We start from the raw sequence: 23,921 nt of genomic DNA, 5'->3' as shown, positions 1-23,921 counted from the left end.
ATGCAGCCACTTATTCCTCGATCTGCCCGCCTGCCGCTTCAATCGCGGCACGCGCGCCCTTGGTTACAGCCACACCCTTCAAGGTCACCGCCTGCTCCAGGGACCCGGAAGCGATCACCTTGGCAGACTTGGCCTGAATGGGCACCACACCCTTCATTTTCAGGGCAGCCAGGTCGATCACGCCTTCAAAGCCCAGCAGCTCGTGCAGACGGACCTCGGCGCAATCGCCAGCGGTGCGCGAACGGAAACCGACTTTCGGCAACCGACGCTGCAAGGGCATCTGACCGCCCTCAAAGCCTACCTTCTGGTAGCCACCGGAGCGGGATTTCTGACCCTTGTGACCACGACCGGCGGTCTTGCCCAGGCCGGAGCCAATACCGCGACCCACACGGCGGGCCGGGGTCCGGCTGCCCTCGGCCGGGCTCAGGTTATTCAGTTTCATCTCAAGCCTCCTCAACCTTCAGGAGATAGGACACTTTATTGATCATGCCCCGATTCTCCGGCGTGTCCTTGACGACCACCGGATTGTGGATCCGTCGGATCCCCAGGCCACGCAGGCAGGCAGCGTGCTTCTTCAAGCGGCCGTGCTTGCTGCGCACCAGCGTTACTTTCAGTTCGCCAGCCATGTCTTACCCCGTGATCTCGTCCAGTTGCTTGCCGCGCTTGGCGGCGATCAGCTCCGGATCGTGCAACGACGTCAACCCGTTCAGGGTCGCGCGCACCACGTTGCTGGAGTTACGTGAGCCAATGCACTTGGCCAGCACGTTCTTCACGCCCGCCACTTCGAAGACAGCGCGCATGGCGCCGCCGGCGATGATTCCAGTACCGTCGGAAGCAGGCTGCATGAACACCTTGGCCGCACCATGTCGGGCGGTCGTGGAGTAATGCAGCGTGCCATCCTTCAAGGGGACCTTACGCATGTTCTTGCGGGCAGACTCCATCGCCTTCTGGATGGCCAGAGGCACTTCGCGGGCCTTGCCGTAGCCAAAACCGACCTTACCGTTACCGTCACCCACGATGGTGAGTGCCGTGAAACGGAACTGCCTACCGCCCTTGACCACCTTGGCCACGCGGTTCACGGAGATGAGCTTCTCCTGAAGGCCGTCGTTGTCGCTCGCGTTCACACTTGCCATTGAATCACCCTTGTCAGAATTCCAGGCCGCCCTCTCGGGCGGCGTCGGCCAGCGCCTTCACGCGGCCGTGGTACTTGAATCCGGAACGGTCGAAGGCCACTTTCTTGATGCCCTTGGCCGAGGCCCGCTCAGCAATCAGACGGCCTACTGCCGTGGCCGCTTCCACATTGCCGGTAGCCTTCAGATCACCGCGCACGCTGGCTTCCACGGTGGAAGCGCAGGCTACCACTTCGGAGCCCGTGGGGGCGATGATCTGCGCATAAACATGACGCGGCGTACGATGAATGCACAATCTGTGTGCACCCAGTTCGCGGATCTTGTGCCGGGCACGGCTAGCGCGCCGGAGTCGAGCTGTTTTCTTATCCATCGTGGTCACCTTGCCTTATTTCTTCTTGGCTTCCTTGCGAATGATCTGCTCATTCGCATACCGGACACCCTTACCCTTGTAAGGCTCCGGCGGGCGGAAGCTCCTGATCTCGGCAGCCACCTGGCCGACCTGCTGCTTGTCGATGCCCTTGACCACGACTTCGGTCTGACTGGGGGTCTCGATGGTGATGCCCTCGGGCACCGGATACTCCACCGGGTGGGACAGCCCCAGCGTCAGGTTCAGCGTCTTGCCCTGTGCCTGAGCGCGATAACCCACGCCCACCAGTTCCAGCTTTCTCTCGAAGCCGGCGCTGACGCCCGTGACCATATTGTTGATCAGCGCGCGGATCGTCCCGGCCATGGCCCAATGCTTCTCGTTGCCATTAGCCGGCCCCAGGCGCACCACGCCTTCATCCTGCGAGACCTCGACGTTCGGGTTCATCGGGAACTCCATCGCTCCCTTCGGACCTTTGACGGAGATCATCTCGTTGTTAATCATCACATCTACGCCCTTAGGGAGCGTGATGGGGTTTTTCGCTACTCGGGACATGGCTTCTATCCGATTAGGAGACGACGCAAAGTACTTCGCCGCCCTGACCCTGGGCACGTGCCTGGCGTTCGGTCATCACACCACCAGAGGTGGAGATCACCGCCACACCAAGGCCACCGATTACAGTCGGCAAGTCATCCTTGGAGCGATAGATACGCAGGCCCGGACGGCTCACCCGTTGGATCGTCTCGATCACGGGCTTGCCCTGGAAGTACTTCAATTTCACCGTCATGACGGGTTTCTTTTCCTGCTCGTCAACGACTACATCAGCGACGTAGCCCTCGTCCTTCAGGACGCGGGCAATCGCCACCTTCAGCTTGGAAGCCGGCAGGGTTACTTCGGTCTTGGCAGCGCGCTGGCCGTTGCGAATGCGGGTCAGGAGGTCTGCCACGGGATCGGTCATACTCATTTCGGTCTTTCCCTCTTACCAGCTCGACTTGACCAGACCGGGCACATCGCCCCGCATGGCCGCTTCGCGCAGCTTGTTACGCCCCAGGCCAAATTTCCGATAGTAGCCATGCGGACGACCGGTCAGGCGGCAGCGGTTACGCTGGCGCGCCGGGCTGGAATCACGGGGCAGCTTCTGCAGCTTCACCACCGCTTCCATACGGGCCTCCGGGCTCGTCTCGGGGCTACTGATGAGCGCCTTGAGCTCAGCCCGCCGTTCGGCATACTGCTTTACCAGCTGGGCGCGCTTCTTTTCACGCATCATCATGGAAATCTTGGCCATGTCTAAAAACCTCTCAATTCTTGAACGGGAAGTTGAACGCCTGCAGCAGCGCCCGACCTTCCTCGTCAGTCTTGGCCGTCGTGGTGATGGTGATATCCATCCCACGCAACGCATCGATCTTGTCGTAATCGACTTCCGGGAAGATGATCTGCTCGCGCACGCCCATATTGTAATTGCCACGACCATCGAAGGACTTGGCATTCAGACCACGGAAGTCACGCACCCGGGGCAGCGCCACGTTCACCAGACGATCCAGGAACTCATACATCTGCTCCCGGCGCAGGGTGACCTTGCAGCCAATGGGATAACCATCGCGGATCTTGAACCCGGCAATGGACTTGCGCGCCTTGGTCACGACCGGCTTCTGTCCGGAGACAGCAGTCATGTCGCCTACCGCGTGTTCAATGACTTTCTTGTCCGCCACGGCTTCGCCCAGACCCATGTTCAGGGTGATCTTCGTGATCTTCGGGACTTCCATGACATTGCCGTACTCAAAGCGCTCCATGAGCTGCTTGACTACGGTCTCCTGGTAAAATTGTTTCAACCTGGCCATCGTATTCACCTTAAGACGCGTCAACGACTTCGTTGTTGGACTTGTAGTACCGCACCTTGCGGCCGTCCTCGAGCGTCCGGAAGCCCACGCGATCACCCTTGCCGCTTGCGGGGTTGTAAAGCATCACATTGGACACGTCCAATGGCATCTCTTTATCGATGATGCCGCCCTGAACCCCGTTATGAGGGTTGGGCTTTTGATGCTTCTTCACCATATTCAGGTTCTGAACCAGGACCCGCTTATCGTCGATCACCTTCAGTACGGTACCGCGGCGGCCCTTGTCCTTGCCGGCGATGACCACTACATCATCACCCTGTCGAATTCTGCGCATCGTCTTCTACCTCAGCCTTTCGCGTTACAGTACTTCCGGCGCCAGGGAAATGATCTTCATGAACCGCTCACCGCGCAGCTCGCGTGTGACGGGCCCGAAAATACGGGTGCCAATCGGCTGCAGCTGGTTATTCAGCAGAACGGCCGCATTACGATCGAAGCGGATGACCGAGCCATCCGGACGACGTACACCCTTGGCGGTTCTCACGACCACCGCGTTGTAAACCTCGCCCTTCTTGACCTTGCCGCGGGGGATCGCGTCCTTGACGCTCACCTTCACAATGTCACCCACGGCGGCGTAGCGCCGGTGCGAACCGCCGAGAACCTTGATGCACTGGACCCGGCGCGCCCCGCTGTTGTCCGCTGCATCCAAAACCGTCTGCATCTGAATCATGATCTGATCTCACTTCGTATCGGTGGTGGCCGTCACCGGCCTCACTCAGGCGCGCGCTCAACAACCTTCAGCAGGCGGAACGTCTTCGTCCGGGACATGGGGCGGCACTCCTTCACCAGGACCTTATCGCCCATGCGGGAGTCGTTGCCTTCGTCATGGACGTGCAGCTTGGTGGAGCGGCGCATGTACTTGCCATACAGTGGGTGACGCACACGGCGCTCGATGAGCACAGTGCGGGTCTTGTCCATCTTGTCACTGATGACACGGCCAGTGACCGCACGTTGTTCTTTGACTTCTTGTTCGCTCATGACTTTACTCGCCTGCTCTCGAACGCTCGTTCAGCACGGTCTTGATGCGGGCAACGTCCTTGCGGATTTTGCCGAAGCGGTCTGGGCGGGGCGGTTGGCCCGTGCCCTTTTGCATCCGCATCTTGAACTGCTCGCGGTACAGCTCCAGCAGCTCACCACGCAGTTCTTCGGTGTTCTGCTCACGCACTTCGCTCGCCTTCATCACATCACCTGCCGTGTCACAAATGCCGTCTTGATGGGCAGCTTGGCAGCGGCCAGGCGAAACGCCTCACGAGCCACTTCTTCACTCACGCCTTCCATCTCATAGAGCACGCGGCCGGGCTGAATCTTGCAAACCCAGTATTCCACGTTGCCCTTACCCTTACCCATACGCACTTCAACGGGCTTTTTGGTGACGGGCACATCCGGGAAAATACGGATCCAGATCTTGCCGCCACGCTTGATATGCCGGTTCATCGCACGACGAGCAGCTTCAATCTGACGCGCCGTGATACGGCCCCGATCGACAGACTGCAGGGCGAACTCGCCGAAGCTGACCTTCCCACCGGAAATAGCCAGACCGCGGTTCTTGCCCTTGAACTGCTTACGGAATTTTGTTCTCTTGGGCTGCAGCATCACTCAAACTCCTCAGTTAACCGCGGCCTTGCCTTCCTGGGCAGCGTCCGTCTTTTTCTCGAAGTCGAACACTTCACCCTTAAACACCCAGACCTTCACACCGATGATGCCGTAGGTGGTCTGAGCTTCGGCAAACCCATAATCAATTTCCGCGCGCAGGGTATGCAGCGGCACACGGCCTTCGCGATACCACTCGCTGCGGGCGATCTCGGCGCCGTTGAGGCGGCCGGAGACATGCACTTTCACGCCCTGAGCGCCGAGGCGCATCGCATTACCCACGGCGCGCTTCATGGCGCGGCGGAACATGATACGGCGCTCCAGCTGTTGCGCGATCCCTTCGGCCACGAGCTGTGCATCGGTCTCGGGCTTGCGGATCTCTTCAATGTTGATCTTCACGGCCTGCGGGGGAAGACCCAGGCGGCCGGCAACCTCGCGGCGCAGCGCCTCGATATCCTCGCCCTTCTTGCCGATGACGATACCCGGACGCGCCGTGTGAATCGTGATGAACGCCTGGCGCGCGGGCCGGGCGATCTCGATGCGACTGACGGAGGCCTGGGACAGTTTCTTCTTCAGAAACTTACGGATTTCCAGATCACTGTGCAGGTTGTCGGCGTAATCCCGACCATCTGCGTACCAGGTGGATGCCCAGTCCGCGGACACCCCCAGACGGAAACCGATCGGATTGACTTTCTGACCCATCTCAGACCCCTACCTTACTCGGCGCTGACGGCGACGGTAATGTGACTTGTACGTTTGTTGATCCGGTTAGCCCGGCCCTTGGCCCGCGCCTGGATGCGCTTGAGCACCGGACCCTGGTCCACACAGATGCGCGACACACGCAGCTCATCCACATCCGCACCATCATTGTGCTCGGCATTGGCAATGGCCGACTCAAGGATCTTGCGAACCAGATGAGCGGACTTCTTCGGGCTGAAGGACAGAATCTGCAGCGCCCGCTCAACGGGCAGCCCACGGACCTGATCCGCCACCAACCGACACTTCTGCGGCGATATGCGAGCGAATCGCAATACTGCGACGGTTTCCATCATCAACCCCTTACCTTGCCTTCTTGTCAGCCACGTGGCCCTTGAAGGTACGCGTTGCGGCGAACTCCCCGAGCTTGTGACCCACCATGTTTTCGTTGATCAGCACCGGCACATGCTGCCGCCCGTTATGGACAGCCAACGTCAATCCCACCATCTGCGGAATCACCATGGACCGGCGTGACCAGGTCTTGATGGGACGCCTGTCGTTGGCAGCAGAAGCTGCTTCCACTTTCTTGAACAGATGATGGTCGACAAAAGGACCTTTCTTCAGCGAACGCGGCACTGATCTATCCCCTCAACTCTTACTTCGCTTTCCGACGGCGCACAATCATGCTATCCGTCCGCTTGTTCTTGCGGGTTTTGTAACCCTTGGTCGGAATACCCCAGGGGGTAACCGGATGCTGGCCGAAGTTCCGGCCTTCACCACCACCGTGGGGGTGGTCGACCGGGTTCATCGCCGTGCCTCGTACGGTCGGGCGAATGCCCAGCCAACGACGGGCGCCAGCCTTGCCGAACTTGCGCAGGCTGTGCTCGGAATTACTGACTTCACCGATGGTCGCGCGGCAATCCGCATGCACCTTGCGCATCTCTCCGGAGCGCAGTCGCAGCGTCACGTACTGACCCTCACGTGCAACCAACTGCACGCCAGTGCCGGCACTGCGTGCCAGCTGCGCACCCTTACCGGGACGCATCTCGATGCAGTGAATCACGGTACCCAGCGGAATGTTCCGAAGCGGCAGGCAGTTGCCAGACCGAATCGGGGCATGCACGCCAGAGACCACCGGGTCGCCGGCCTTCACGCCACGAGGCGCGATAATATACCGACGTTCGCCGTCCGCGTACAGCACCAATGCAAGATGCGCACTACGGTTAGGATCATATTCCAGCCGCTCAACCTTACCCGGGACGTCATCCTTGTTGCGCTTGAAGTCCACGATGCGGTAGCGCTGCTTGTGACCGCCACCCACGTGACGCGTCGTAATGCGCCCCTGGTTGTTGCGGCCACCGGTGCGGCTCTTCTTCTCCAACAGCGGGCCGTACGGCTCGCCCTTGTGAAGATCGGGGGTCACACCCCGGACCACAAAACGGCGGCCCGCGGAAGTGGGTTTCGACTTGACGATCGCCATTTCGCGTTACCTTTCCGATTACTCGTTGCCGGCCAGTTCAATATCGTAACCCGGCTCGAGGGTCACGTAGGCCTTTCTCCAATGATTGCGGCGACCCTGGGATCTGCCCAACCGCTTACGCTTACCCTGCTGGTTCAGCACACGCACCGAGGAAACCTTCACTTCGAAGAGTTTCTCCACGGCCTGGCGAACTTCATCACGGGTTGCGTCGACAGCCACCTTGAACACATGCTGGTTCGCGGCTTCAGCGAGCATGGTGCCTTTCTCGGACACATGCGGACCGACGATCACCTTCAGCATTCTTTCTTCGTTCATGACAGCCACCCTTCAACATGCTTGAGCGCGGACACGGTGATCAACACCTTCTCAGCACCCACCAGACTCACGGGATTCACTTCCGCGACGTCCAGAACATCCACTTTCGGCAGATTTCGCGCCGAGAGGTACAGATTACCGTCAGCCTCAGCCGCCACAATCAGCGCCGACTCCAGGCCCAGTTCGGACAACTTGGCAATCAGCGCCTTGGTACGGGGCTCGCCCACCTTGAAGTCTTCAACCACCACCAGACGATCCTGACGGACCAGCTCGGAAAAGATGCTGGCCATGGCGGCCCGATACATCTTGCGGTTGAGTTTCTGCCGATAGTCACGAGGCGCGGCCGCAAAGATCTTGCCGCCCCCACGCCACAGCGGGCTGCGGATGGTACCGGCACGGGCACGGCCCGTACCCTTCTGCCGCCAGGGCTTGGCGCCGCCGCCACGCACCTGCGCACGAGTCTTCTGCGCCTTGGTACCAAAGCGACCACCGGCCATATGGGCGACCACAGCCTGGTGCACCAGCGTCTCGTTAAAATCGCGGCCAAACGCTGCGTCGGAGACGTCAACGCCTTGCTGCGTGTCCTGAACCTGAAGCTTCATGAGATTCAACCCTTCGCCTTGACAGCGGGACGCACCATGACGTCACCACCGGTGGAACCCGGCACCGCACCACGAATCAGAAGCAGATTCCGTTCAGCGTCCACCCGGACAACCTGCAGGTTCTGGACGGTGCAACGCACGTTGCCCATCTGACCGGCCATCTTCTTGCCCTTGAACACGCGACCAGGAGTCTGATTCTGACCAATGGAACCCGGCGCACGATGGGAGCGGGAGTTACCGTGAGTGGCGTCCTGCATGCTGAAGTTGTGACGCTTGATCACACCCTGGAAACCTTTACCCTTACTGGTCCCGGTGACATCCACCATCTGACCTTCGGAAAAGACATCCACCTTCAACTCGGCGCCGGCCTCAATACCCTCGCCTTCACCATCTTCCAGACGGAATTCCCAGAGACCGCGACCGGCCTCCACGCCCGCCTTGGCCAGATGACCGGCCAGGGGCTTACCTACACGACTCGCCTTACGAGAACCCACCGCTACCTGAAGGGAGCGATAACCATCGCGCTCGCCGGCCTTCACCTGGGCGACACGATTCGGCTCCACCTCGATGACAGACACCGGCAGGGACACTCCGTCTTCCGTAAAGACACGAGTCATGCCCACCTTGCGACCGACCAGTCCGATTGCCATGACACTACCTCTGCTTCCACCCCGAGACCCGGGGCGTCGGAGAAATTATTTCATTCTGAAAGTCACGGCCCGGTACAAGTTACCCTGCACCGGGCCATGGAAAGCCAACTATTATGCCACAGAAATCAGGGCTAGTTAAGCTTTATTTGCACATCCACACCGGCCGCCAGGTCCAGTTTCATCAGGGCGTCCACCGTCTTGTCGGTGGGGTCCATGATATCCATCAGACGCTTGTGCGTACGGATCTCATACTGGTCCCGCGCGTCCTTGTTGACGTGGGGAGAGATGAGCACCGTGAAGCTTTCCATCTTCGTGGGCAAAGGGATCGGACCCTTCACCCGCGCACCGGTACGCTTCGCGGTTTCCACGATCTCAACGGCCGAGCGATCGATCAAACGATGATCAAAGGCCTTGAGGCGAATACGAATTCTTTGCTTGGCTGCCATGGACGTTTACTCGATGATCTTGGCGACAACGCCGGCGCCGACGGTGCGGCCACCTTCGCGAATTGCAAAACGCAGGCCGTCTTCCATAGCGATCGGCGCAATCAGCGACACCGTCATCTTGACGTTGTCACCCGGCATCACCATCTCGATACCTTCAGGCAGATCACAGGAACCGGTCACGTCAGTGGTCCGGAAATAAAACTGCGGACGATAGCCATTGAAGAACGGCGTGTGACGACCACCCTCTTCCTTGGACAGCACGTACACCTCAGCTTCAAACTTGGTGTGCGGCGTAATGGAACCGGGCTTGCACAGCACCTGACCACGCTCAACCTCGTCACGCTTGGTACCACGCAGCAGAACGCCCACGTTGTCACCCGCCTGACCCTGGTCCAGCAGCTTGCGGAACATCTCAACGCCGGTCACGGTGGTCTTCTTGGTGTCGTGGATACCCACGATCGCCACTTCATCACCCACCTTGCAGATACCGCGCTCAATACGACCGGTCACCACCGTGCCACGACCGGAAATGGAGAACACGTCTTCCACCGGCATCAGGAACGCACCATCAATGGCACGCTCAGGCTCCGGAATGTAGGTGTCCAGCGCCTCGATCAGCTTGTCGATGGCCGGAATACCGATCTCGGAGGTGTCACCTTCCAGCGCCTTCAGCGCGGAACCGGTGATGATCGGGGTGTCGTCGCCAGGGAATTCATAGCTGGACAGCAGATCACGGACTTCCATCTCCACCAGCTCCAGCAGCTCCGGATCGTCAACCATGTCCGCCTTGTTCATGAACACCACAATGCACGGCACGCCCACCTGGCGGGCCAGCAGAATGTGTTCACGAGTCTGAGGCATCGGGCCGTCAGCCGCAGACACCACCAGGATGGCGCCGTCCATCTGCGCCGCACCCGTGATCATGTTCTTCACGTAGTCCGCGTGACCGGGGCAGTCCACGTGGGCGTAGTGACGCACGTCGGACTCATATTCCACGTGGGCGGTCGCAATGGTGATACCACGGGCCCGCTCTTCCGGGGCATTATCGATCTGGTCGTAAGCACGGGACTCACCACCAAACTTCTTGGCCTGGCACACCGTCAGTGCTGCCGTCAGCGTGGTCTTGCCATGGTCAACGTGACCAATCGTCCCCACATTCACGTGCGGCTTTTTACGCTCGAACTTTTCCTTCGACACCTTTCTACCCCTTCAAAAAATTCAAATCTGGCTGGGCCGCATTGGCCCTGGATCAGGACGCCTTCTTGACGACGGCTTCGGCCACACTGGCAGGCGCTTCCGCGTACTTGCAGAACTCCATCGAGTACACGGCGCGGCCCTGGGTGGCGGAACGCAGATCGGTGGAATAGCCAAACATTTCGGCCAGCGGCACTTCGGCGCGCACGATCTTGCCGGCGGGAGCGTCATCCATGCCCTGCACCAGACCACGACGACGGTTCAGGTCGCCCATCACGTCACCCATGTACTCTTCCGGCGTGACCACTTCCACTTTCATCATCGGCTCAAGCAGCACGGGGCTGGCCTTGGCAGCACCTTCCTTGAACGCCATGGAGCCGGCGATCTTGAACGCAGCCTCGGAGGAGTCCACGTCGTGGTAGGAACCATCAAACAGAGTGGCCTTGAAGTCCACCAGCGGGAAGCCGCCCACGACACCGTTCTTGCAGGCCTCCTGGATACCCTTATCCACCGCCGGAATGTATTCCTTGGGAACCACACCACCCACGATGGCGTTCACAAAGGCATAACCTTCGCCGGGCTCCTGGGGCTCGATGCGGATCCAGACATGACCGTACTGACCGCGACCACCCGACTGACGAACGAACTTGCCTTCCTGTTCCACCTGCTTGCGAATGGTTTCGCGGTAGGCCACCTGCGGCTTGCCCACATTGGCCTCAACCTTGAACTCACGCTTCATGCGGTCAACGATGATATCCAGGTGCAGCTCGCCCATCCCGGAGATGATGGTCTGACCGGACTCCTCGTCAGTCCGCACACGGAAGGACGGGTCCTCCTGAGCCAGCTTGCCCAGGGCCACGCCCATCTTCTCCTGGTCTGCCTTGGTCTTGGGCTCCACGGCCACGGAGATCACAGGCTCGGGGAACTCCATGCGCTCCAGGGTGATCACGCTATCCATGGCGCACAGGGTTTCACCCGTGGTCACATCCTTCAGGCCCACGGCCGCAGCGATGTCACCGGCACGCACTTCCTTGATCTCCTCGCGGGAGTTGGAGTGCATCTGCACGATACGACCAATGCGCTCGCGCTTGGCCTTCACCGGGTTGTAAACGGTGTCGCCGGACTTGACCACACCAGAGTACACGCGGAAGAAGGTCAGCGTTCCCACAAAGGGGTCGGTGGCGATCTTGAAGGCCAGAGCCGCAAAGGGCTCATCATCGGTGGAATGACGCAGCGCTTCGGTCTCGTTGGCGTCATCCAGGTGACCCTTGATGGCCAGCACGTCTGTCGGCGAGGGCATATATTCAACGATGGCATCGAGCATGGCCTGCACGCCCTTGTTCTTGAACGCAGAACCACACAGCGCAGGCACAATCTCATTGTTCAGGGTGCGCTTGCGCAGACCCTGCTTGATCTCTTCATTGCTCAACTCACCATCGTTGAGGTACTTCTCCATCAGTTCCTCGGAGGATTCAGCGGCCGCCTCAACCAGATGCTCGCGCCAGGTCTGGCAGTCGTCCTGCATCTCGGCGGGAATGTCCTTTTCCTGGAAGGTCATGCCGTGGTTATCCGTATCCCAATAGATGGCCTTCATCTTGACCAGGTCAACCACACCTTCAAAGGCGTCTTCGGCACCGATCGGCAACTGCAGCGGCACGGGATTACCGGCCAGGCGATCCTTGATCTGCTTCACCACGCGCAGGAAGTCAGCACCGGGGCGGTCCATCTTGTTGACGAACGCCATGCGCGGCACCTGGTACTTATTGGCCTGACGCCACACGGTCTCGGACTGAGGCTCCACACCACCCACGGCGCAAAATACGGCGCAGGCACCATCCAGCACACGCAGACTCCGCTCCACCTCAATGGTGAAGTCCACGTGCCCGGGGGTATCGATGATGTTGACGCGATGCTCAGGGAACTGCTTTTCCATACCAGGCCAGAAGCAGGTGGTTGCCGCGGAGGTGATGGTGATCCCGCGCTCCTGCTCCTGCTCCATCCAGTCCATGGTGGCGGCGCCGTCGTGCACCTCACCGAGCTTATGGGACACACCGGTATAGAACAGAATCCGCTCCGTGGTGGTCGTCTTGCCGGCGTCGATGTGCGCCATGATACCGATGTTCCGGTAACGCTCGATGGGAGTTTTGCGTGCCACTGTAGAAATACCTCGAAGAATCTATTGCCTAGGCCGCCGTCTTACCAGCGGTAATGCGAGAAGGCCTTGTTGGCTTCAGCCATGCGGTGCGTATCTTCACGCTTCTTGACGGCTGAGCCCTTACTGTCGGACGCATCCATCAGCTCACCCGCCAGCTTGAGGGCCATGGACTTCTCACCGCGCTTGCGGGAAGCATCCACGATCCAGCGCATGGCCAGGGCGTTCTGGCGAACCGCACGAACTTCCACCGGAACCTGGTAGGTTGCGCCACCAACACGACGGGATTTCACCTCGACGCGAGGGCGCACATTCTCGAGCGCGGTCTCGAGCACTTCCAGGCCATCACCTTTCTTGCTTTCAATCTGAGTCAGGGCGCCATACAGAACCCGCTCAGCCACGGACTTCTTGCCATCACGCATCACCGTATTGATGAACTTGGCAAGCAGTTCGCTCTTGTACTTGGGATCGGGAAGGATATGACGTTTGGGAGCTTCGGATCTTCTTGACATGGTCTTATCTCAACAGGCCGCTTAGGCCTTCTTGGGACGCTTCGCGCCGTACTTGGAGCGAGCCTGCTTCCGATTTTGAACACCCTGAGTATCCAGGCTGCCGCGAACCGTGTGATAGCGCACACCGGGCAAGTCCTTTACACGACCGCCACGGATCAGCACTACAGAGTGCTCCTGGAGGTTATGGCCTTCACCGCCGATATAGCTGGACACTTCGTAACCATTGGTCAGGCGCACACGAGCCACCTTACGCAACGCAGAGTTCGGCTTTTTCGGCGTCGTGGTGTACACGCGGGTGCAGACACCACGCTTTTGCGGACAGGCCTCAAGGGCCGGCACATTGCTCTTTTCCGTCGGGCGCTTGCGGGGCTTGCGCACTAACTGGTTAATTGTTGCCATGAAAGCTTTTCTCCTAGCCCAAAAACAACGACAGGCCGGACCCAACCGGCCTGTCGAGGGTGCGATATGTTAGGCAGACTCAAGGCCCCTGTCAAGCAGGGGACTTGAGTCCGTGAGGTTGGTGGTTATTCCTGCGATGGCTGATCAGTGGAAGACGGCGGATTCTGATCCGTCTCCGAGGTGCTGGCTTCCGGATCGGCCGGAGCCTCCTCCGGAGCTTCGCTGGGCTCGGGCATCCCCAGGTTCAGCCCCTCACCGTAGCGACGGCGACGGCGTTCCTTGTGATACGCCAGCCCGGAACCCGCCGGGATCAGACGACCGACGATGACGTTTTCCTTCAAACCACGCAAATCGTCCCGGGCTCCGCGCACGGCGGATTCGGTCAGCACGCGCGTGGTCTCCTGGAAGGAGGCCGCGGAGATGAAGGACTCGGTCACCAGCGAGGCCTTGGTAATGCCCAGCAGCACACGCTCGTAGAGCGGAGCCTGCTTGTCGGGACCCAGGCGCTCGATTTCTTCCAGCACCCGGGAACGATCCACCTGCTCACCGGTGAGGAAACGCCCATCGCCTGGATAGGTGATATCCACCTTGCGCAGCATCTGACGGATGATCACCTCGATGTGCTTGTCGTTGATCTTCACGCCCTGCAGGCGGTACACGTCCTGGATCTCCTTGGCCATGTACTCGGCCAGCGGCGTCACGCCCAGCAGGCGCAGGATGTCATGGGGATTGGGCTCGCCCTCGGCGATCACTTCCCCCTTCTCCACGTGCTCGCCCTCGAACACGCTCACCTGACGCCACTTGGGAATCAGCTCCTCGTGGTTCTCACTGGTCTTCTCATCGGTGATGATCAGACGCTGCTTGCCCTTGGTGTCCTTGCCGAAGCTGACGGTACCGGAGCGCTCTGCCAGGATGGCCGGCTCCTTGGGCTTTCTGGCCTCGAACAGGTCGGCCACCCGGGGCAGACCACCGGTGATGTCACGGGTCTTGGAGGACTCCTGCGGAATACGCGCGACCACGTCGCCCACTTCCACCGCAGCCCCATCCTCCAGGTTGACAATGGAGTTGGCCGGCAGCACGTACTGCGCGGGGATATCCGTACCCGCCAGGCACAGGTCCCGACCATCGGGACCAATCAGCTTCACCGTCGGACGCAGGTCCTTACCCATGGAACCGCGGGACTTGGGATCGATGATCACCGTGGAGGTCAGCCCGGTCACCTCGTCCACCTGCTTGTTGACCGTCACGCCTTCCGTGAAGTCGTGCAGACGGATGGTACCGGCCACTTCGGTGATGATGGGGTGAGTGTGGGGGTCCCAGGTGGCCACTTCCTGACCGGCCTCGACCGCATCACCATCACCCACCAGGATCACGGCACCATAGGGCAGCTTGTAGCGCTCACGCTCGCGGCCGGCCTCGTCGATCACGCCGATTTCACCGGAGCGGGACACTGCCACCAGGTTCTGGTTCTTGTTTTCCACCGTCTTGATGTTGTGCAGACGGATGGAGCCCTTGGACTTCACGGCGATGTTGCTGGCCGCTGCGGTCCGGCTGGCGGCGCCCCCGATGTGGAAGGTGCGCATGGTCAGCTGGGTGCCCGGCTCACCGATGGACTGGGCCGCAATGACCCCCACCGCCTCGCCGATGTTCACCTGATGGCCGCGGGCCAGATCACGTCCATAGCACTTGGCACAGATCCCGTGACGGGTCTCGCAGGTGATGGCGGAACGCACCACCACCTCGTCCACGCCGGCCGCCTCCATGGCGTCCACCCGTGCCTCGTCCAGCAACGTGCCTCTGGGCATGATCACCGAGCCATCCAGAGCCAGCACATCCAGGGCCAGCACACGGCCCAGCACACGCTCACGCAGCGGCTCGACCACGTCACCACCCTCGATGATGGGCTTCATGACGATGCCTTCTTCGGTGCCGCAGTCCTCCTCCGTGACCACCAGATCCTGGGAGACATCCACCAGGCGGCGGGTCAGATAACCGGAGTTGGCCGTCTTGAGTGCGGTATCCGCCAGACCCTTACGTGCACCGTGGGTGGAGATGAAGTACTGCAGCACGTTCAGCCCCTCACGGAAGTTCGCCGTGATGGGGGTCTCGATGATGGAACCGTCCGGCTTGGCCATCAGGCCGCGCATCCCCGCCAGCTGACGGATCTGGGCGGCGGAACCACGCGCCCCGGAGTCGGCCATCATGAAGATGGAGTTGAACGAGGGCTGACGCTGGGTGTTGCCCTCGGCATCCACCACCTCGTCGCTGCCCAGCTTTTCCATCATGGCCTTGGAGACCTGGTCATTGGTATGCGACCAGATATCCACCACCTTGTTGTAGCGCTCACCCTTGGTCACCAGGCCCGAGGAATACTGCTCCTCGATGTCCTTCACCTGGGCCTCGGCCGCAGCCAGGATGCCCACCTTCTCGTCGGGGATGACCATGTCGTTGATACCAAACGACACGCCACCCCGGGTGGAATACTTGAACCCGGTGTACATCAACTGGTCAGCGAAAATCACCGTTTCCTTCAGCCCCACCCGACGGTAGCAGGCGTTGATCAGGCCCGAGATGGCCTTCTTGGACAGGTCACGGTTCACCAGCTCAAAGGGCATGCCCGGGGGCAGGATCAGCGACAGCAAGGACCGACCCACGGTCGTGTCGTAGCGGGTGAAGGATTCCTCGTGCTCACCGGCCTCGTTGACCGTCACCTCGCGGATACGCACCTGCACCTTGGCGTGGATGTCCACGCAGCCGTTTTCGTAGGCGCGGTGCACCTCATCCACATCGGAGAAGCGCATGCCCTCGCCCTTGGCGTTGATGCGCTCGCGGGACATGTAATACAGGCCCAACACGATATCCTGGGACGGCACGATGATGGGCTCGCCATTGGCCGGGGACAGGATGTTGTTGGTGGACATCATCAGGGCGCGGGCTTCCAGCTGCGCCTCCAGCGACAGCGGCACGTGCACCGCCATCTGGTCGCCGTCGAAGTCGGCGTTGAAGGCGGCACACACCAGCGGGTGCAGCTGGATGGCCTTGCCCTCGATCAGCACTGGCTCAAACGCCTGAATGCCCAGACGGTGCAGCGTGGGAGCGCGGTTGAGCATGACCGGGTGTTCGCGGATCACCTCGTCCAGGATATCCCAGACCTCCGGACCTTCCCGCTCCACCAGCTTCTTGGCCGCCTTGATGGTGGTGGCCAGACCGCGGCGGTGCAGCTTGCCGAAGATGAAGGGCTTGAACAGCTCCAGCGCCATCTTCTTGGGCAGACCACACTGATGCAGGCGCAGGGTGGGGCCCACCACGATGACCGAACGGCCCGAGTAGTCCACGCGCTTGCCCAGCAGGTTCTGCCGGAAACGGCCCTGCTTGCCCTTGATCATGTCGGCCAGGGACTTCAGCGGACGCTTGTTGGTACCGGTGATGGCCCGACCGCGACGGCCGTTGTCCAGCAGGGCGTCCACGGACTCCTGCAGCATGCGCTTTTCGTTGCGCACGATGATGTCCGGGGCGTTCAGCTCCAGCAGCCGCTTGAGGCGGTTGTTGCGGTTGATCACCCGGCGGTACAGATCGTTCAGGTCGGAGGTGGCGAAGCGACCGCCATCCAGGGGCACCAGGGGGCGCAGATCCGGCGGCAGCACCGGCAGCACTTCCAGGATCATCCACTCCGGCTTGTTGCCCGACTCCAGGAACGACTCGATCAGCTTCAGGCGCTTGGCCAGACGCTTGATCTTGGTGTCGGAATTGGTCTCACGCACTTCCGTGCGCATGCGGGTGGCCTCGGCCTGCAGGTCGATGGAGCGCAGCAGTTCGAACACGGCCTCGGCGCCCATGCGGGCGTCGAACTCATCGCCATGCTCCTCAATGGCCTCCAGATACTGCTCATCGCTGAGCAGCTGGTTGCGCTCCAGGGTGGTCATCCCCGGATCCACCACCACAAAGGCCTCGAAGTACAGCACCCGCTCGATATCGCGCAGCGTCATGTCCATGAGCAGGCCGATGCGGGAGGGCAGGCTCTTGAGGAACCAGATGTGCGCCACCGGGCTGGCCAGCTCGATGTGACCCATGCGCTCGCGGCGCACCTTGGTCTGGGTGACTTCCACGCCACACTTCTCGCAGACCACACCGCGGTGCTTGAGTCGCTTGTACTTGCCGCACAGGCACTCGTAGTCCTTGATGGGCCCGAAGATCTTGGCGCAGAACAGGCCATCCCGCTCCGGCTTGAAGGTGCGGTAGTTGATGGTCTCCGGCTTCCTCACCTCGCCGAAGGACCAGGACCGGATCATCTCCGGCGATGCCAGCGCGATCCGGATGGCGTCGAACTCCTCCACCTGGCCCTGCTGCTTGAAGAGATTGAGAAGATCTTTCATATCAGTCCTGCTCCAGTTCGATATTGATGGCCAGCGAACGGATCTCCTTCATGAGCACATTGAAGGACTCAGGAATGTTCGCCTCCATCCGGTGATCGCCATCGACAATGTTCTTGTACATCTTGTTGCGTCCCTGAACATCGTCGGACTTCACAGTGAGCATTTCCTGCAAGGTGTACGCGGCACCATAGGCCTGCAGCGCCCAGACCTCCATCTCACCAAAGCGCTGGCCACCAAACTGCGCCTTACCACCCAGCGGCTGCTGGGTCACCAGGCTATAGGGGCCCGTGGAACGGGCATGCATCTTGTCATCCACCAGGTGGTTGAGCTTGAGGATGTGCATGTAACCCACGGTCACCGGGCGATCAAAGGACTCGCCAGTGCGGCCATCGAACAGCGTTGCCTGTCCCGACTCGGGCAGATCCGCCAGCTTGAGCATGGCCTTGATCTCATGCTCATGGGCACCGTCGAACACCGGCGTGGCCATGGGCACACCGTTCTTCAGGTTGCCGGCCAGCTCCAGGATCTCCTCGTCGCTCAGCAGGGACAGGTCTTCCTTGCGGTTGTCCGGATCGTGGTTGTACATCTGATCCAGGAACTGACGCAGCTCATCCACCTTCGCTTTGGCCTCGATCATGTGACCGATCTTCTTGCCCAGACCCTTGGCCGCCCAGCCCAGGTGGGTTTCCAGCACCTGACCCACGTTCATGCGCGACGGCACGCCCAGGGGGTTGAGGACGATATCCATGGGGGTGCCATCCTCGGTGAAGGGCATGTCCTCGGTGGGCACGATCATGGAGACCACACCCTTGTTACCGTGACGACCCGCCATCTTGTCACCCGGCTGCATGCGACGCTTCACGGCCACATACACCTTGACCATCTTCAGCACACCCGGTGCCAGATCGTCACCGGCGGTGAGCTTGTCCTTCTGCTCCTTGAAGCGCTTCTCGAAGGCATCGTGCTGGGCCTTGAGGGCATCGGCCATCAGCTCCAGCTGCTCGTTCACCTCTTCGCTGCGCATGCGGATCTCGAACCACTTCTCCCGGGGCAGTTCCCCCAGGTAGGAACGGGTCACCTTGACGCCATCCTTCAGACCACCAGGACCACCCGCGGCCAGCTTGCCGTTGAGCAGTTTCTCCACGCGATCGTAGATGTCGTCCTCGTAGATGCGCAACTGGTCCTTCAGGTCCTTGCGCACCGACTCCAGCGCAGCCTCTTCAATCTGCAGGGCCCGCTTGTCCTTCTCCACACCATCACGGGTGAAGACGCGCACATCGATGACCGTGCCATCAATACCGGACGCCACGCGCAGACTGGTGTCCTTCACGTCCGAAGCCTTTTCACCAAAGATGGCTCTCAGCAGCTTCTCCTCGGGGGTGAGCTGGGTTTCGCCCTTGGGCGTGACCTTGCCCACCAGGATATCGCCCGGATTCACCTCGGCGCCCACGTAGACAATGCCCGACTCATCCAGCTTGGACAGCAGGCTCTCCGACACGTTGGGAATATCGGCGCTGATCTCCTCCGGCCCCAGCTTGGTGTCCCGGGCCACGCAGGTCAGCTCCTCGATGTGGATGGAGGTAAAGCGATCCTCTTCCACCACGCGCTCGGAGATGAGGATGGAGTCCTCGAAGTTGTAGCCGTTCCAGGGCATGAAGGCCACCAGCATGTTCTGACCCAGGGCCAGCTCCCCCAAATCCGTGGAGGATCCGTCGGCCAGCACGTCGCCGCGGGCGATGGTGTCGCCCACGCGCACCAGCGGACTCTGGTTGATGCAGGTGTTCTGGTTGGAACGGGTGTACTTGGTGAAGTTGTAGATATCCACACCCGGTTCGCCAGCCTCGGTCTCGTCATCGTTGACGCGCACCACCACACGGGCCGCATCCACCGAGTCCACCACACCGCCACGACGGGCGACGATGGAGGAACCGGAGTCGATGGCCACCGTGCGCTCGATGCCGGTACCCACCACCGGGGTCTCGGCACGCAGGCAGGGCACGGCCTGGCGCTGCATGTTCGAGCCCATGAGGGCGCGGTTGGCATCGTCGTGCTCCAGGAACGGAATCAGCGCGGCGGCCACGGAAACGATCTGCTTGGGCGAGATGTCCACGCACTGGATCTTGTCCGGCGTCGACATGGTGAACTCGTTCTGATAACGGCAGGACACCAGCTCGTCCACCAGGCGACCTTCCTCGTCCAGGGCCACGTTGGCCTGGGCGATCACATAGTTGCCTTCTTCGATGGCCGACAGGTACAGGATCTCTTCACTCACCTTGCCGTCCACCACGCGCCGATACGGGGTCTCCAGGAACCCGAAGCGGTTGGTGCGGGCATACACGGCCAGGGAGTTGATCAGGCCGATGTTCGGACCTTCCGGCGTTTCGATGGGGCAGACCCGACCATAGTGGGTCGGGTGCACGTCGCGCACCTCGAAGCCGGCGCGTTCACGGGTGAGGCCACCAGGCCCCAGGGCCGAGATACGGCGCTTGTGAGTCACCTCGGAGAGCGGGTTGTTCTGGTCCATGAACTGGGACAGCTGACTGGAACCGAAGAACTCCTTCACCGCCGCCGCCACCGGCTTGGCGTTGATGAGTTCCTGGGGCATCAGGCCCTCGCTCTCGGCCACGCTCAGGCGCTCCTTCACGGCCCGCTCCACGCGCACCAGGCCGACGCGGAAGACGTTCTCCGCCATCTCACCCACGCTGCGCACACGACGGTTACCCAGGTGGTCGATGTCGTCCACATGGCCGTTGCCGTTGCGGATATCGATGAGCACCTTGAGCACATCCAGGATGTCATCGTTGTTCAGCACACCCGGCCCGGTCTCTTGCTCCCGGCCCACACGGCGGTTGAACTTCATGCGGCCCACGGGCGAGAGGTCGTAACGATCCTCGCTGAAGAACAGATTATTGAACAGGGTCTCGGCCGCTTCCTTGGTGGGCGGCTCGCCGGGGCGCATCATGCGATAGATTTCCACCTGCGCCTCCAGCTGGGAGCGGGTGGTATCGATGTTCAGCGTACTGGAGATGTACGGGCCGTGATCCAGCTCGTTGGTGTAAAGCGTGCGGAAGCTCTTCATGCCGGAGCGGCGCACCTTCTCCAGCAGATCGGCGGTGAGTTCCTCGTTGGCATTGGCGATCACCTCGCCGCTGTCCTCATCCACCACCGCATGGGCGAGGATCTTGCCAATCAGGGAATCGGCCGGCACCTGCAGGGAGTTGAGGCCGGCCTCCTCCATCTTGCGCACATGGCGGGCAGTGATGCGACGGCCAGACTCCACCAGCAGCTCATCACCCAGATGGATATCGAACGCAGCGGTTTCGCCACGCAGACGCGCGGGCACCAGCGCCATCTCGAAGCCGTCGGTGAGCACGCGGAAATCGGTGGTCTCGAAGAAGGTGGCGAGGATCTCCTCCGTCTCCAGACCCAACGCGCGCAGCAGCACCGTAGCCGGTAGCTTGCGGCGGCGGTCGATGCGCACGTAAATGGAATCCTTGGGGTCAAACTCGAAGTCCAGCCAGGACCCGCGATACGGGATCACCCGGGCATTGAACAGGAGCTTGCCGGAACTGTGGGTCTTGCCCTTGTCATGGTCAAAGAACACACCGGGGGAACGGTGCAACTGAGACACGATCACGCGCTCGGTACCGTTCACCACGAAGGTGCCGTTCTCGGTCATGAGCGGCAATTCACCCATGTAGACTTCCTGCTCCTTGATGTCCTTGACGACACGGGAGCCCGCTGGGGCATCCTTGTCATAGATCACCAGGCGCAGCAGCACGCGCAGGGGCGCAGCATAATTCATGCCCCGCAGCTGACATTCCTTGACGTCGAACACGGGGTCGCCCAACCGGTAGCTGACATACTCCAGCTCCACGGAGCCGGAATAGCTCACAATCGGAAAAACCGACTTGAAAGCGGCGTGCAGACCTACCTCCTCGCGCCCGGCCTCGGGGTCGCGCATCTGGAGGAACTGCCGATAGGAATCAATCTGCGTGGCCAACAGATAGGGGACCTCAAGGATCTGGGGCCGTTTGCCGAAGTCCTTGCGGATTCGCTTTTTCTCGGTGTAGCTATAAGCCATTGTGATTCCTCACACTAGAATCGACAGAATCGACACGCCACTCACAAAAACAAGTGAGCTGGGACAAGCAGAAAGAGGCCGGCGGTGTAGCACCGCCAGCCCCTGTACTGACAGGACCTGGTCTTTCAACAAAGGACCAGACCAACGCCTTATTTCAGTTCGACAGTGGCGCCGGCTTCTTCCAGTTCCTTCTTCATCTTCTCGGCGTCGTCCTTGTTGGCACCTTCCTTGATGGTGGCCGGAGCGGACTCCACCATATCCTTGGCTTCCTTCAGACCCAGACCGGTCAGAGCGCGCACAACCTTGATCACGCCCACCTTGTTGGAGCCGAAGCTGGACATCACCACGTCGAACTCGTCCTTGACTTCTGCAGCGGCTTCGCCACCGGCAGCGGCGGCCGGGGCAGCAGCGACGGCGGCTGCGGCGGAAACGCCGAACTTCTCTTCCATCGCGGAGATCAGGTCAACGATCTCCAGGACAGTCATGTTGCCAATGCTTTCCAGGATGTCTTCTTTCGAAACTGCCATGATTTAACTCCTAAGAGGGTGCAATACCCGATTCAGTTCAATATTGGGTCAGGCGGCGGCCTGCTTCTGGTCCCGGATGGCGGCCACGGTGCGAACCAGCTTGCCAGGCACTTCATTAACAGTGCGAGCAAACTTGTCGAGCGGGGCTTTCATCGTCGCCATGAGCATGCTGATGGCCTGATCGCGGGTCGGCATACTGGCCAGGCGGTCAAGTTCCGCCGGTCCCAGCAATTGCCCGCTCACGGACACCATCTTGCACTCAAGCTTCTTGTGGTCCTTGGAGAAGTCCTTGACCAGACGAGCAGCTGCACCAGGATCTTCCTGGGAGAAAGCGATGATGAGCGGACCCACCATACCTTCCTGCATGCACTCGAAATCGGTCCCCTGAACCGCGCGGCGGGCCAGGGAGTTCTTCACCACCCGCAGGTAGACACCGGTGTCCCGCGCCTTCTGGCGCAGTTCGGTCATCTCACCCACGGACAGTCCACGGTATTCGGCAGCCACAGCCGAATGTGCTTGAGCGGCCACCGCGGCGACCTCAGAGACAATCGCTTTCTTGTCTTCGAGATTCAGTGCCACGGATTACCTACCTCCTGTCTGACGACGGGGGCTTAACTACGCCTCCGACGCTGTGTGATAAAGCCGAGGAAAAATTCCCCGACCCCTTTCACGGCGTACCCTCAGCAGGAAGAACCTGAATCGGGAGACACCGTCTGCGCAGGCGAAACCGTTGTCCCATTAAGTGCCAGGCCTCCCTGGCACACCTGCGGTCTTGGACGGATGCCGGCAACCGCCGGCAGTCCTACCCAAACTGCAAAATCAGATGGACAGACTCCCCTGGTCCACGGGAACACCCGGGCCCATGGTGGTGGAGACCGTCACCTTCTTCATGTACACACCCTTGGCAGCGGAAGGCTTGGCCTTCTGCAGATCGCTCAGCAGCGCATTGAGGTTTTCCTCCAGCGCCTGAGGCTCAAAGCCCACCTTGCCAATGGTGCAATGAATGATACCGGCCTTGTCCGTGCGGTAACGCACCTGACCTGCCTTGGCATTCTTCACCGCCGTGGCCACATCGGTGCTCACGGTGCCCACCTTGGGGTTCGGCATCAGGCCACGCGGGCCCAGGATCTGACCCAGCTGACCCACCACGCGCATGGCGTCGGGGCTGGCAATGGCCACGTCGAAATCCAGATTGCCGGCCTTCACCTGCTCGGCCAGGTCGTCCATGCCGACGATATCGGCACCGGCTTCCCGGGCGGCATCGGCGTTGGCGCCCTGAGTGAACACGGCCACGCGCACGGACTTGCCGGTGCCGTTGGGCAGCACGGTGGAACCACGCACCACCTGATCGGACTTACGGGGATCAACGCCCAGGTTCACGCTCACGTCCACAGATTCAGCGAACTTGGCGGAAGCCGTGTCCTTGAGGATCTGCAGGGCGTCGTTGAGGGGATAGAACTTGCCGGGCTCCACTTTCTCGCGGATGGCCCGCATGCGCTTGCTCAGTTTAGCCAT

General features: G+C 60.8%; 30 protein-coding genes. All 30 read right to left on the bottom strand.

Annotation, left to right across the window (positions count from 1 at the left end; translation table 11 throughout):
* Nucleotides 1-10 precede the first annotated feature (10 nt).
* Nucleotides 11-442 (bottom strand): 50S ribosomal protein L15, encoded by a 432-nt coding sequence (gene rplO / locus ECTOBSL9_RS08140; protein ID WP_063464629.1) that lies wholly within the window; start codon nt 440-442, stop codon nt 11-13.
* 1 nt (nt 443) lies between these two features.
* Nucleotides 444-626 carry a 50S ribosomal protein L30 gene (rpmD, locus tag ECTOBSL9_RS08135; protein WP_063464628.1) on the bottom strand — a complete coding sequence of 61 codons (183 nt, stop codon included), beginning with the start codon at nt 624-626 and terminating at the stop codon, nt 444-446.
* Between the two features lie 3 nt (nt 627-629).
* A complete protein-coding gene (rpsE, locus tag ECTOBSL9_RS08130) occupies nt 630-1,133 on the bottom strand; it encodes a 30S ribosomal protein S5 (protein WP_063464627.1) in 504 nt (167 codons plus the stop codon).
* Between the two features lie 13 nt (nt 1,134-1,146).
* Nucleotides 1,147-1,500: a 50S ribosomal protein L18 gene (gene rplR, locus ECTOBSL9_RS08125; protein ID WP_025282211.1), complete on the bottom strand. Its 354-nt coding sequence runs from the start codon at nt 1,498-1,500 to the stop codon at nt 1,147-1,149.
* Between the two features lie 15 nt (nt 1,501-1,515).
* The gene (rplF, locus tag ECTOBSL9_RS08120) at nt 1,516-2,049 is read right to left on the bottom strand and encodes a 50S ribosomal protein L6 (RefSeq protein ID WP_063464626.1); all 534 of its coding nucleotides are present in this window, start codon (nt 2,047-2,049) and stop codon (nt 1,516-1,518) included.
* 13 nt (nt 2,050-2,062) lie between these two features.
* Nucleotides 2,063-2,458 (bottom strand): 30S ribosomal protein S8, encoded by a 396-nt coding sequence (rpsH, locus tag ECTOBSL9_RS08115; RefSeq protein WP_025282213.1) that lies wholly within the window; start codon nt 2,456-2,458, stop codon nt 2,063-2,065.
* A 15-nt stretch (nt 2,459-2,473) separates the two neighbouring features.
* A complete protein-coding gene (gene rpsN / locus ECTOBSL9_RS08110) occupies nt 2,474-2,779 on the bottom strand; it encodes a 30S ribosomal protein S14 (RefSeq protein WP_063464625.1) in 306 nt (101 codons plus the stop codon).
* Between the two features lie 13 nt (nt 2,780-2,792).
* On the bottom strand, nt 2,793-3,332 hold the full coding sequence (gene rplE, locus ECTOBSL9_RS08105; RefSeq protein ID WP_063464624.1) for a 50S ribosomal protein L5: 540 nt from the start codon (nt 3,330-3,332) through the stop codon (nt 2,793-2,795).
* A gap of 10 nt (nt 3,333-3,342) precedes the next feature.
* On the bottom strand, nt 3,343-3,663 hold the full coding sequence (gene rplX / locus ECTOBSL9_RS08100) for a 50S ribosomal protein L24 (protein ID WP_063464623.1): 321 nt from the start codon (nt 3,661-3,663) through the stop codon (nt 3,343-3,345).
* A 24-nt stretch (nt 3,664-3,687) separates the two neighbouring features.
* A complete protein-coding gene (gene rplN / locus ECTOBSL9_RS08095; RefSeq protein WP_025282217.1) occupies nt 3,688-4,056 on the bottom strand; it encodes a 50S ribosomal protein L14 in 369 nt (122 codons plus the stop codon).
* A gap of 41 nt (nt 4,057-4,097) precedes the next feature.
* Nucleotides 4,098-4,364: a 30S ribosomal protein S17 gene (gene rpsQ, locus ECTOBSL9_RS08090; protein ID WP_025282218.1), complete on the bottom strand. Its 267-nt coding sequence runs from the start codon at nt 4,362-4,364 to the stop codon at nt 4,098-4,100.
* Between the two features lie 4 nt (nt 4,365-4,368).
* A complete protein-coding gene (gene rpmC, locus ECTOBSL9_RS08085) occupies nt 4,369-4,566 on the bottom strand; it encodes a 50S ribosomal protein L29 (RefSeq protein ID WP_025282219.1) in 198 nt (65 codons plus the stop codon).
* Nucleotides 4,566-4,979 (bottom strand): 50S ribosomal protein L16, encoded by a 414-nt coding sequence (gene rplP, locus ECTOBSL9_RS08080; protein WP_025282220.1) that lies wholly within the window; start codon nt 4,977-4,979, stop codon nt 4,566-4,568. The genes rpmC and rplP overlap by 1 nt, the downstream gene beginning before the upstream one ends.
* Nucleotides 4,980-4,991: 12 nt before the next feature.
* On the bottom strand, nt 4,992-5,678 hold the full coding sequence (gene rpsC, locus ECTOBSL9_RS08075; RefSeq protein WP_025282221.1) for a 30S ribosomal protein S3: 687 nt from the start codon (nt 5,676-5,678) through the stop codon (nt 4,992-4,994).
* A 14-nt stretch (nt 5,679-5,692) separates the two neighbouring features.
* Complete coding sequence (gene rplV / locus ECTOBSL9_RS08070; protein WP_205632008.1) at nt 5,693-6,031, bottom strand: 50S ribosomal protein L22; 339 nt, start codon at nt 6,029-6,031, stop codon at nt 5,693-5,695.
* Between the two features lie 4 nt (nt 6,032-6,035).
* A complete protein-coding gene (gene rpsS, locus ECTOBSL9_RS08065; protein ID WP_025282223.1) occupies nt 6,036-6,308 on the bottom strand; it encodes a 30S ribosomal protein S19 in 273 nt (90 codons plus the stop codon).
* Nucleotides 6,309-6,327: 19 nt separating this feature from the next.
* Nucleotides 6,328-7,152, bottom strand: coding sequence for a 50S ribosomal protein L2 (gene rplB / locus ECTOBSL9_RS08060; RefSeq protein ID WP_025282224.1), 825 nt, complete (start codon nt 7,150-7,152; stop codon nt 6,328-6,330).
* An 18-nt stretch (nt 7,153-7,170) separates the two neighbouring features.
* Nucleotides 7,171-7,467 (bottom strand): 50S ribosomal protein L23, encoded by a 297-nt coding sequence (gene rplW / locus ECTOBSL9_RS08055; RefSeq protein ID WP_025282225.1) that lies wholly within the window; start codon nt 7,465-7,467, stop codon nt 7,171-7,173.
* The gene (gene rplD, locus ECTOBSL9_RS08050) at nt 7,464-8,069 is read right to left on the bottom strand and encodes a 50S ribosomal protein L4 (RefSeq protein WP_063464622.1); all 606 of its coding nucleotides are present in this window, start codon (nt 8,067-8,069) and stop codon (nt 7,464-7,466) included. The genes rplW and rplD overlap by 4 nt, the downstream gene beginning before the upstream one ends.
* Nucleotides 8,070-8,074: 5 nt before the next feature.
* Nucleotides 8,075-8,719 carry a 50S ribosomal protein L3 gene (rplC, locus tag ECTOBSL9_RS08045; protein ID WP_025282227.1) on the bottom strand — a complete coding sequence of 215 codons (645 nt, stop codon included), beginning with the start codon at nt 8,717-8,719 and terminating at the stop codon, nt 8,075-8,077.
* Nucleotides 8,720-8,850: 131 nt separating this feature from the next.
* On the bottom strand, nt 8,851-9,165 hold the full coding sequence (gene rpsJ, locus ECTOBSL9_RS08040; protein WP_025282228.1) for a 30S ribosomal protein S10: 315 nt from the start codon (nt 9,163-9,165) through the stop codon (nt 8,851-8,853).
* Nucleotides 9,166-9,171: 6 nt separating this feature from the next.
* Nucleotides 9,172-10,362, bottom strand: a complete 1,191-nt coding sequence (tuf, locus tag ECTOBSL9_RS08035) for an elongation factor Tu (RefSeq protein WP_063464621.1) — start codon at nt 10,360-10,362, stop codon at nt 9,172-9,174.
* Nucleotides 10,363-10,414: 52 nt separating this feature from the next.
* A complete protein-coding gene (gene fusA / locus ECTOBSL9_RS08030) occupies nt 10,415-12,514 on the bottom strand; it encodes an elongation factor G (protein WP_063464620.1) in 2,100 nt (699 codons plus the stop codon).
* A gap of 41 nt (nt 12,515-12,555) precedes the next feature.
* Entirely contained in the window at nt 12,556-13,023 is a 468-nt protein-coding gene (gene rpsG / locus ECTOBSL9_RS08025) for a 30S ribosomal protein S7 (RefSeq protein WP_063464619.1), read from the bottom strand.
* A gap of 21 nt (nt 13,024-13,044) precedes the next feature.
* Entirely contained in the window at nt 13,045-13,422 is a 378-nt protein-coding gene (rpsL, locus tag ECTOBSL9_RS08020) for a 30S ribosomal protein S12 (protein ID WP_008933192.1), read from the bottom strand.
* A gap of 125 nt (nt 13,423-13,547) precedes the next feature.
* The gene (gene rpoC, locus ECTOBSL9_RS08015; protein WP_063464618.1) at nt 13,548-17,795 is read right to left on the bottom strand and encodes a DNA-directed RNA polymerase subunit beta'; all 4,248 of its coding nucleotides are present in this window, start codon (nt 17,793-17,795) and stop codon (nt 13,548-13,550) included.
* A 1-nt stretch (nt 17,796) separates the two neighbouring features.
* On the bottom strand, nt 17,797-21,879 hold the full coding sequence (rpoB, locus tag ECTOBSL9_RS08010; protein WP_063464617.1) for a DNA-directed RNA polymerase subunit beta: 4,083 nt from the start codon (nt 21,877-21,879) through the stop codon (nt 17,797-17,799).
* 149 nt (nt 21,880-22,028) lie between these two features.
* Nucleotides 22,029-22,406, bottom strand: coding sequence for a 50S ribosomal protein L7/L12 (gene rplL / locus ECTOBSL9_RS08005; RefSeq protein ID WP_063464616.1), 378 nt, complete (start codon nt 22,404-22,406; stop codon nt 22,029-22,031).
* Nucleotides 22,407-22,454: 48 nt separating this feature from the next.
* Nucleotides 22,455-22,979, bottom strand: a complete 525-nt coding sequence (gene rplJ, locus ECTOBSL9_RS08000; protein ID WP_205632033.1) for a 50S ribosomal protein L10 — start codon at nt 22,977-22,979, stop codon at nt 22,455-22,457.
* A 246-nt stretch (nt 22,980-23,225) separates the two neighbouring features.
* Nucleotides 23,226-23,921, bottom strand: a complete 696-nt coding sequence (rplA, locus tag ECTOBSL9_RS07995; protein WP_025282235.1) for a 50S ribosomal protein L1 — start codon at nt 23,919-23,921, stop codon at nt 23,226-23,228.

The sequence above is a fragment of the Ectothiorhodospira sp. BSL-9 genome, assembly GCF_001632845.1.
GTDB lineage: Bacteria > Pseudomonadota > Gammaproteobacteria > Ectothiorhodospirales > Ectothiorhodospiraceae > Ectothiorhodospira.
This window is presented reverse-complemented; position numbering and strand designations above follow the sequence as displayed.

Excerpts from the sequence above, each read along its gene's own strand:
- rplO (WP_063464629.1), bottom strand. The coding sequence starts at position 442 with ATGAAACTGAATAACCTGAGCCCGGCCGAGGGCAGCCGGACCCCGGCC.
- rpmD (WP_063464628.1), bottom strand. The coding sequence starts at position 626 with ATGGCTGGCGAACTGAAAGTAACGCTGGTGCGCAGCAAGCACGGCCGC.
- rpsE (WP_063464627.1), bottom strand. The coding sequence starts at position 1,133 with ATGGCAAGTGTGAACGCGAGCGACAACGACGGCCTTCAGGAGAAGCTC.
- rplR (WP_025282211.1), bottom strand. The coding sequence starts at position 1,500 with ATGGATAAGAAAACAGCTCGACTCCGGCGCGCTAGCCGTGCCCGGCAC.
- rplF (WP_063464626.1), bottom strand. The coding sequence starts at position 2,049 with ATGTCCCGAGTAGCGAAAAACCCCATCACGCTCCCTAAGGGCGTAGAT.
- rpsH (WP_025282213.1), bottom strand. The coding sequence starts at position 2,458 with ATGAGTATGACCGATCCCGTGGCAGACCTCCTGACCCGCATTCGCAAC.
- rpsN (WP_063464625.1), bottom strand. The coding sequence starts at position 2,779 with ATGGCCAAGATTTCCATGATGATGCGTGAAAAGAAGCGCGCCCAGCTG.
- rplE (WP_063464624.1), bottom strand. The coding sequence starts at position 3,332 with ATGGCCAGGTTGAAACAATTTTACCAGGAGACCGTAGTCAAGCAGCTC.
- rplX (WP_063464623.1), bottom strand. The coding sequence starts at position 3,663 with ATGCGCAGAATTCGACAGGGTGATGATGTAGTGGTCATCGCCGGCAAG.
- rplN (WP_025282217.1), bottom strand. The coding sequence starts at position 4,056 with ATGATTCAGATGCAGACGGTTTTGGATGCAGCGGACAACAGCGGGGCG.
- rpsQ (WP_025282218.1), bottom strand. The coding sequence starts at position 4,364 with ATGAGCGAACAAGAAGTCAAAGAACAACGTGCGGTCACTGGCCGTGTC.
- rpmC (WP_025282219.1), bottom strand. The coding sequence starts at position 4,566 with ATGAAGGCGAGCGAAGTGCGTGAGCAGAACACCGAAGAACTGCGTGGT.
- rplP (WP_025282220.1), bottom strand. The coding sequence starts at position 4,979 with ATGCTGCAGCCCAAGAGAACAAAATTCCGTAAGCAGTTCAAGGGCAAG.
- rpsC (WP_025282221.1), bottom strand. The coding sequence starts at position 5,678 with ATGGGTCAGAAAGTCAATCCGATCGGTTTCCGTCTGGGGGTGTCCGCG.
- rplB (WP_025282224.1), bottom strand. The coding sequence starts at position 7,152 with ATGGCGATCGTCAAGTCGAAACCCACTTCCGCGGGCCGCCGTTTTGTG.
- rplW (WP_025282225.1), bottom strand. The coding sequence starts at position 7,467 with ATGAACGAAGAAAGAATGCTGAAGGTGATCGTCGGTCCGCATGTGTCC.
- rplD (WP_063464622.1), bottom strand. The coding sequence starts at position 8,069 with ATGAAGCTTCAGGTTCAGGACACGCAGCAAGGCGTTGACGTCTCCGAC.
- rplC (WP_025282227.1), bottom strand. The coding sequence starts at position 8,719 with ATGGCAATCGGACTGGTCGGTCGCAAGGTGGGCATGACTCGTGTCTTT.
- rpsJ (WP_025282228.1), bottom strand. The coding sequence starts at position 9,165 with ATGGCAGCCAAGCAAAGAATTCGTATTCGCCTCAAGGCCTTTGATCAT.
- rpsG (WP_063464619.1), bottom strand. The coding sequence starts at position 13,023 with ATGTCAAGAAGATCCGAAGCTCCCAAACGTCATATCCTTCCCGATCCC.
- rpsL (WP_008933192.1), bottom strand. The coding sequence starts at position 13,422 with ATGGCAACAATTAACCAGTTAGTGCGCAAGCCCCGCAAGCGCCCGACG.
- rpoC (WP_063464618.1), bottom strand. The coding sequence starts at position 17,795 with ATGAAAGATCTTCTCAATCTCTTCAAGCAGCAGGGCCAGGTGGAGGAG.
- rpoB (WP_063464617.1), bottom strand. The coding sequence starts at position 21,879 with ATGGCTTATAGCTACACCGAGAAAAAGCGAATCCGCAAGGACTTCGGC.
- rplL (WP_063464616.1), bottom strand. The coding sequence starts at position 22,406 with ATGGCAGTTTCGAAAGAAGACATCCTGGAAAGCATTGGCAACATGACT.
- rplA (WP_025282235.1), bottom strand. The coding sequence starts at position 23,921 with ATGGCTAAACTGAGCAAGCGCATGCGGGCCATCCGCGAGAAAGTGGAG.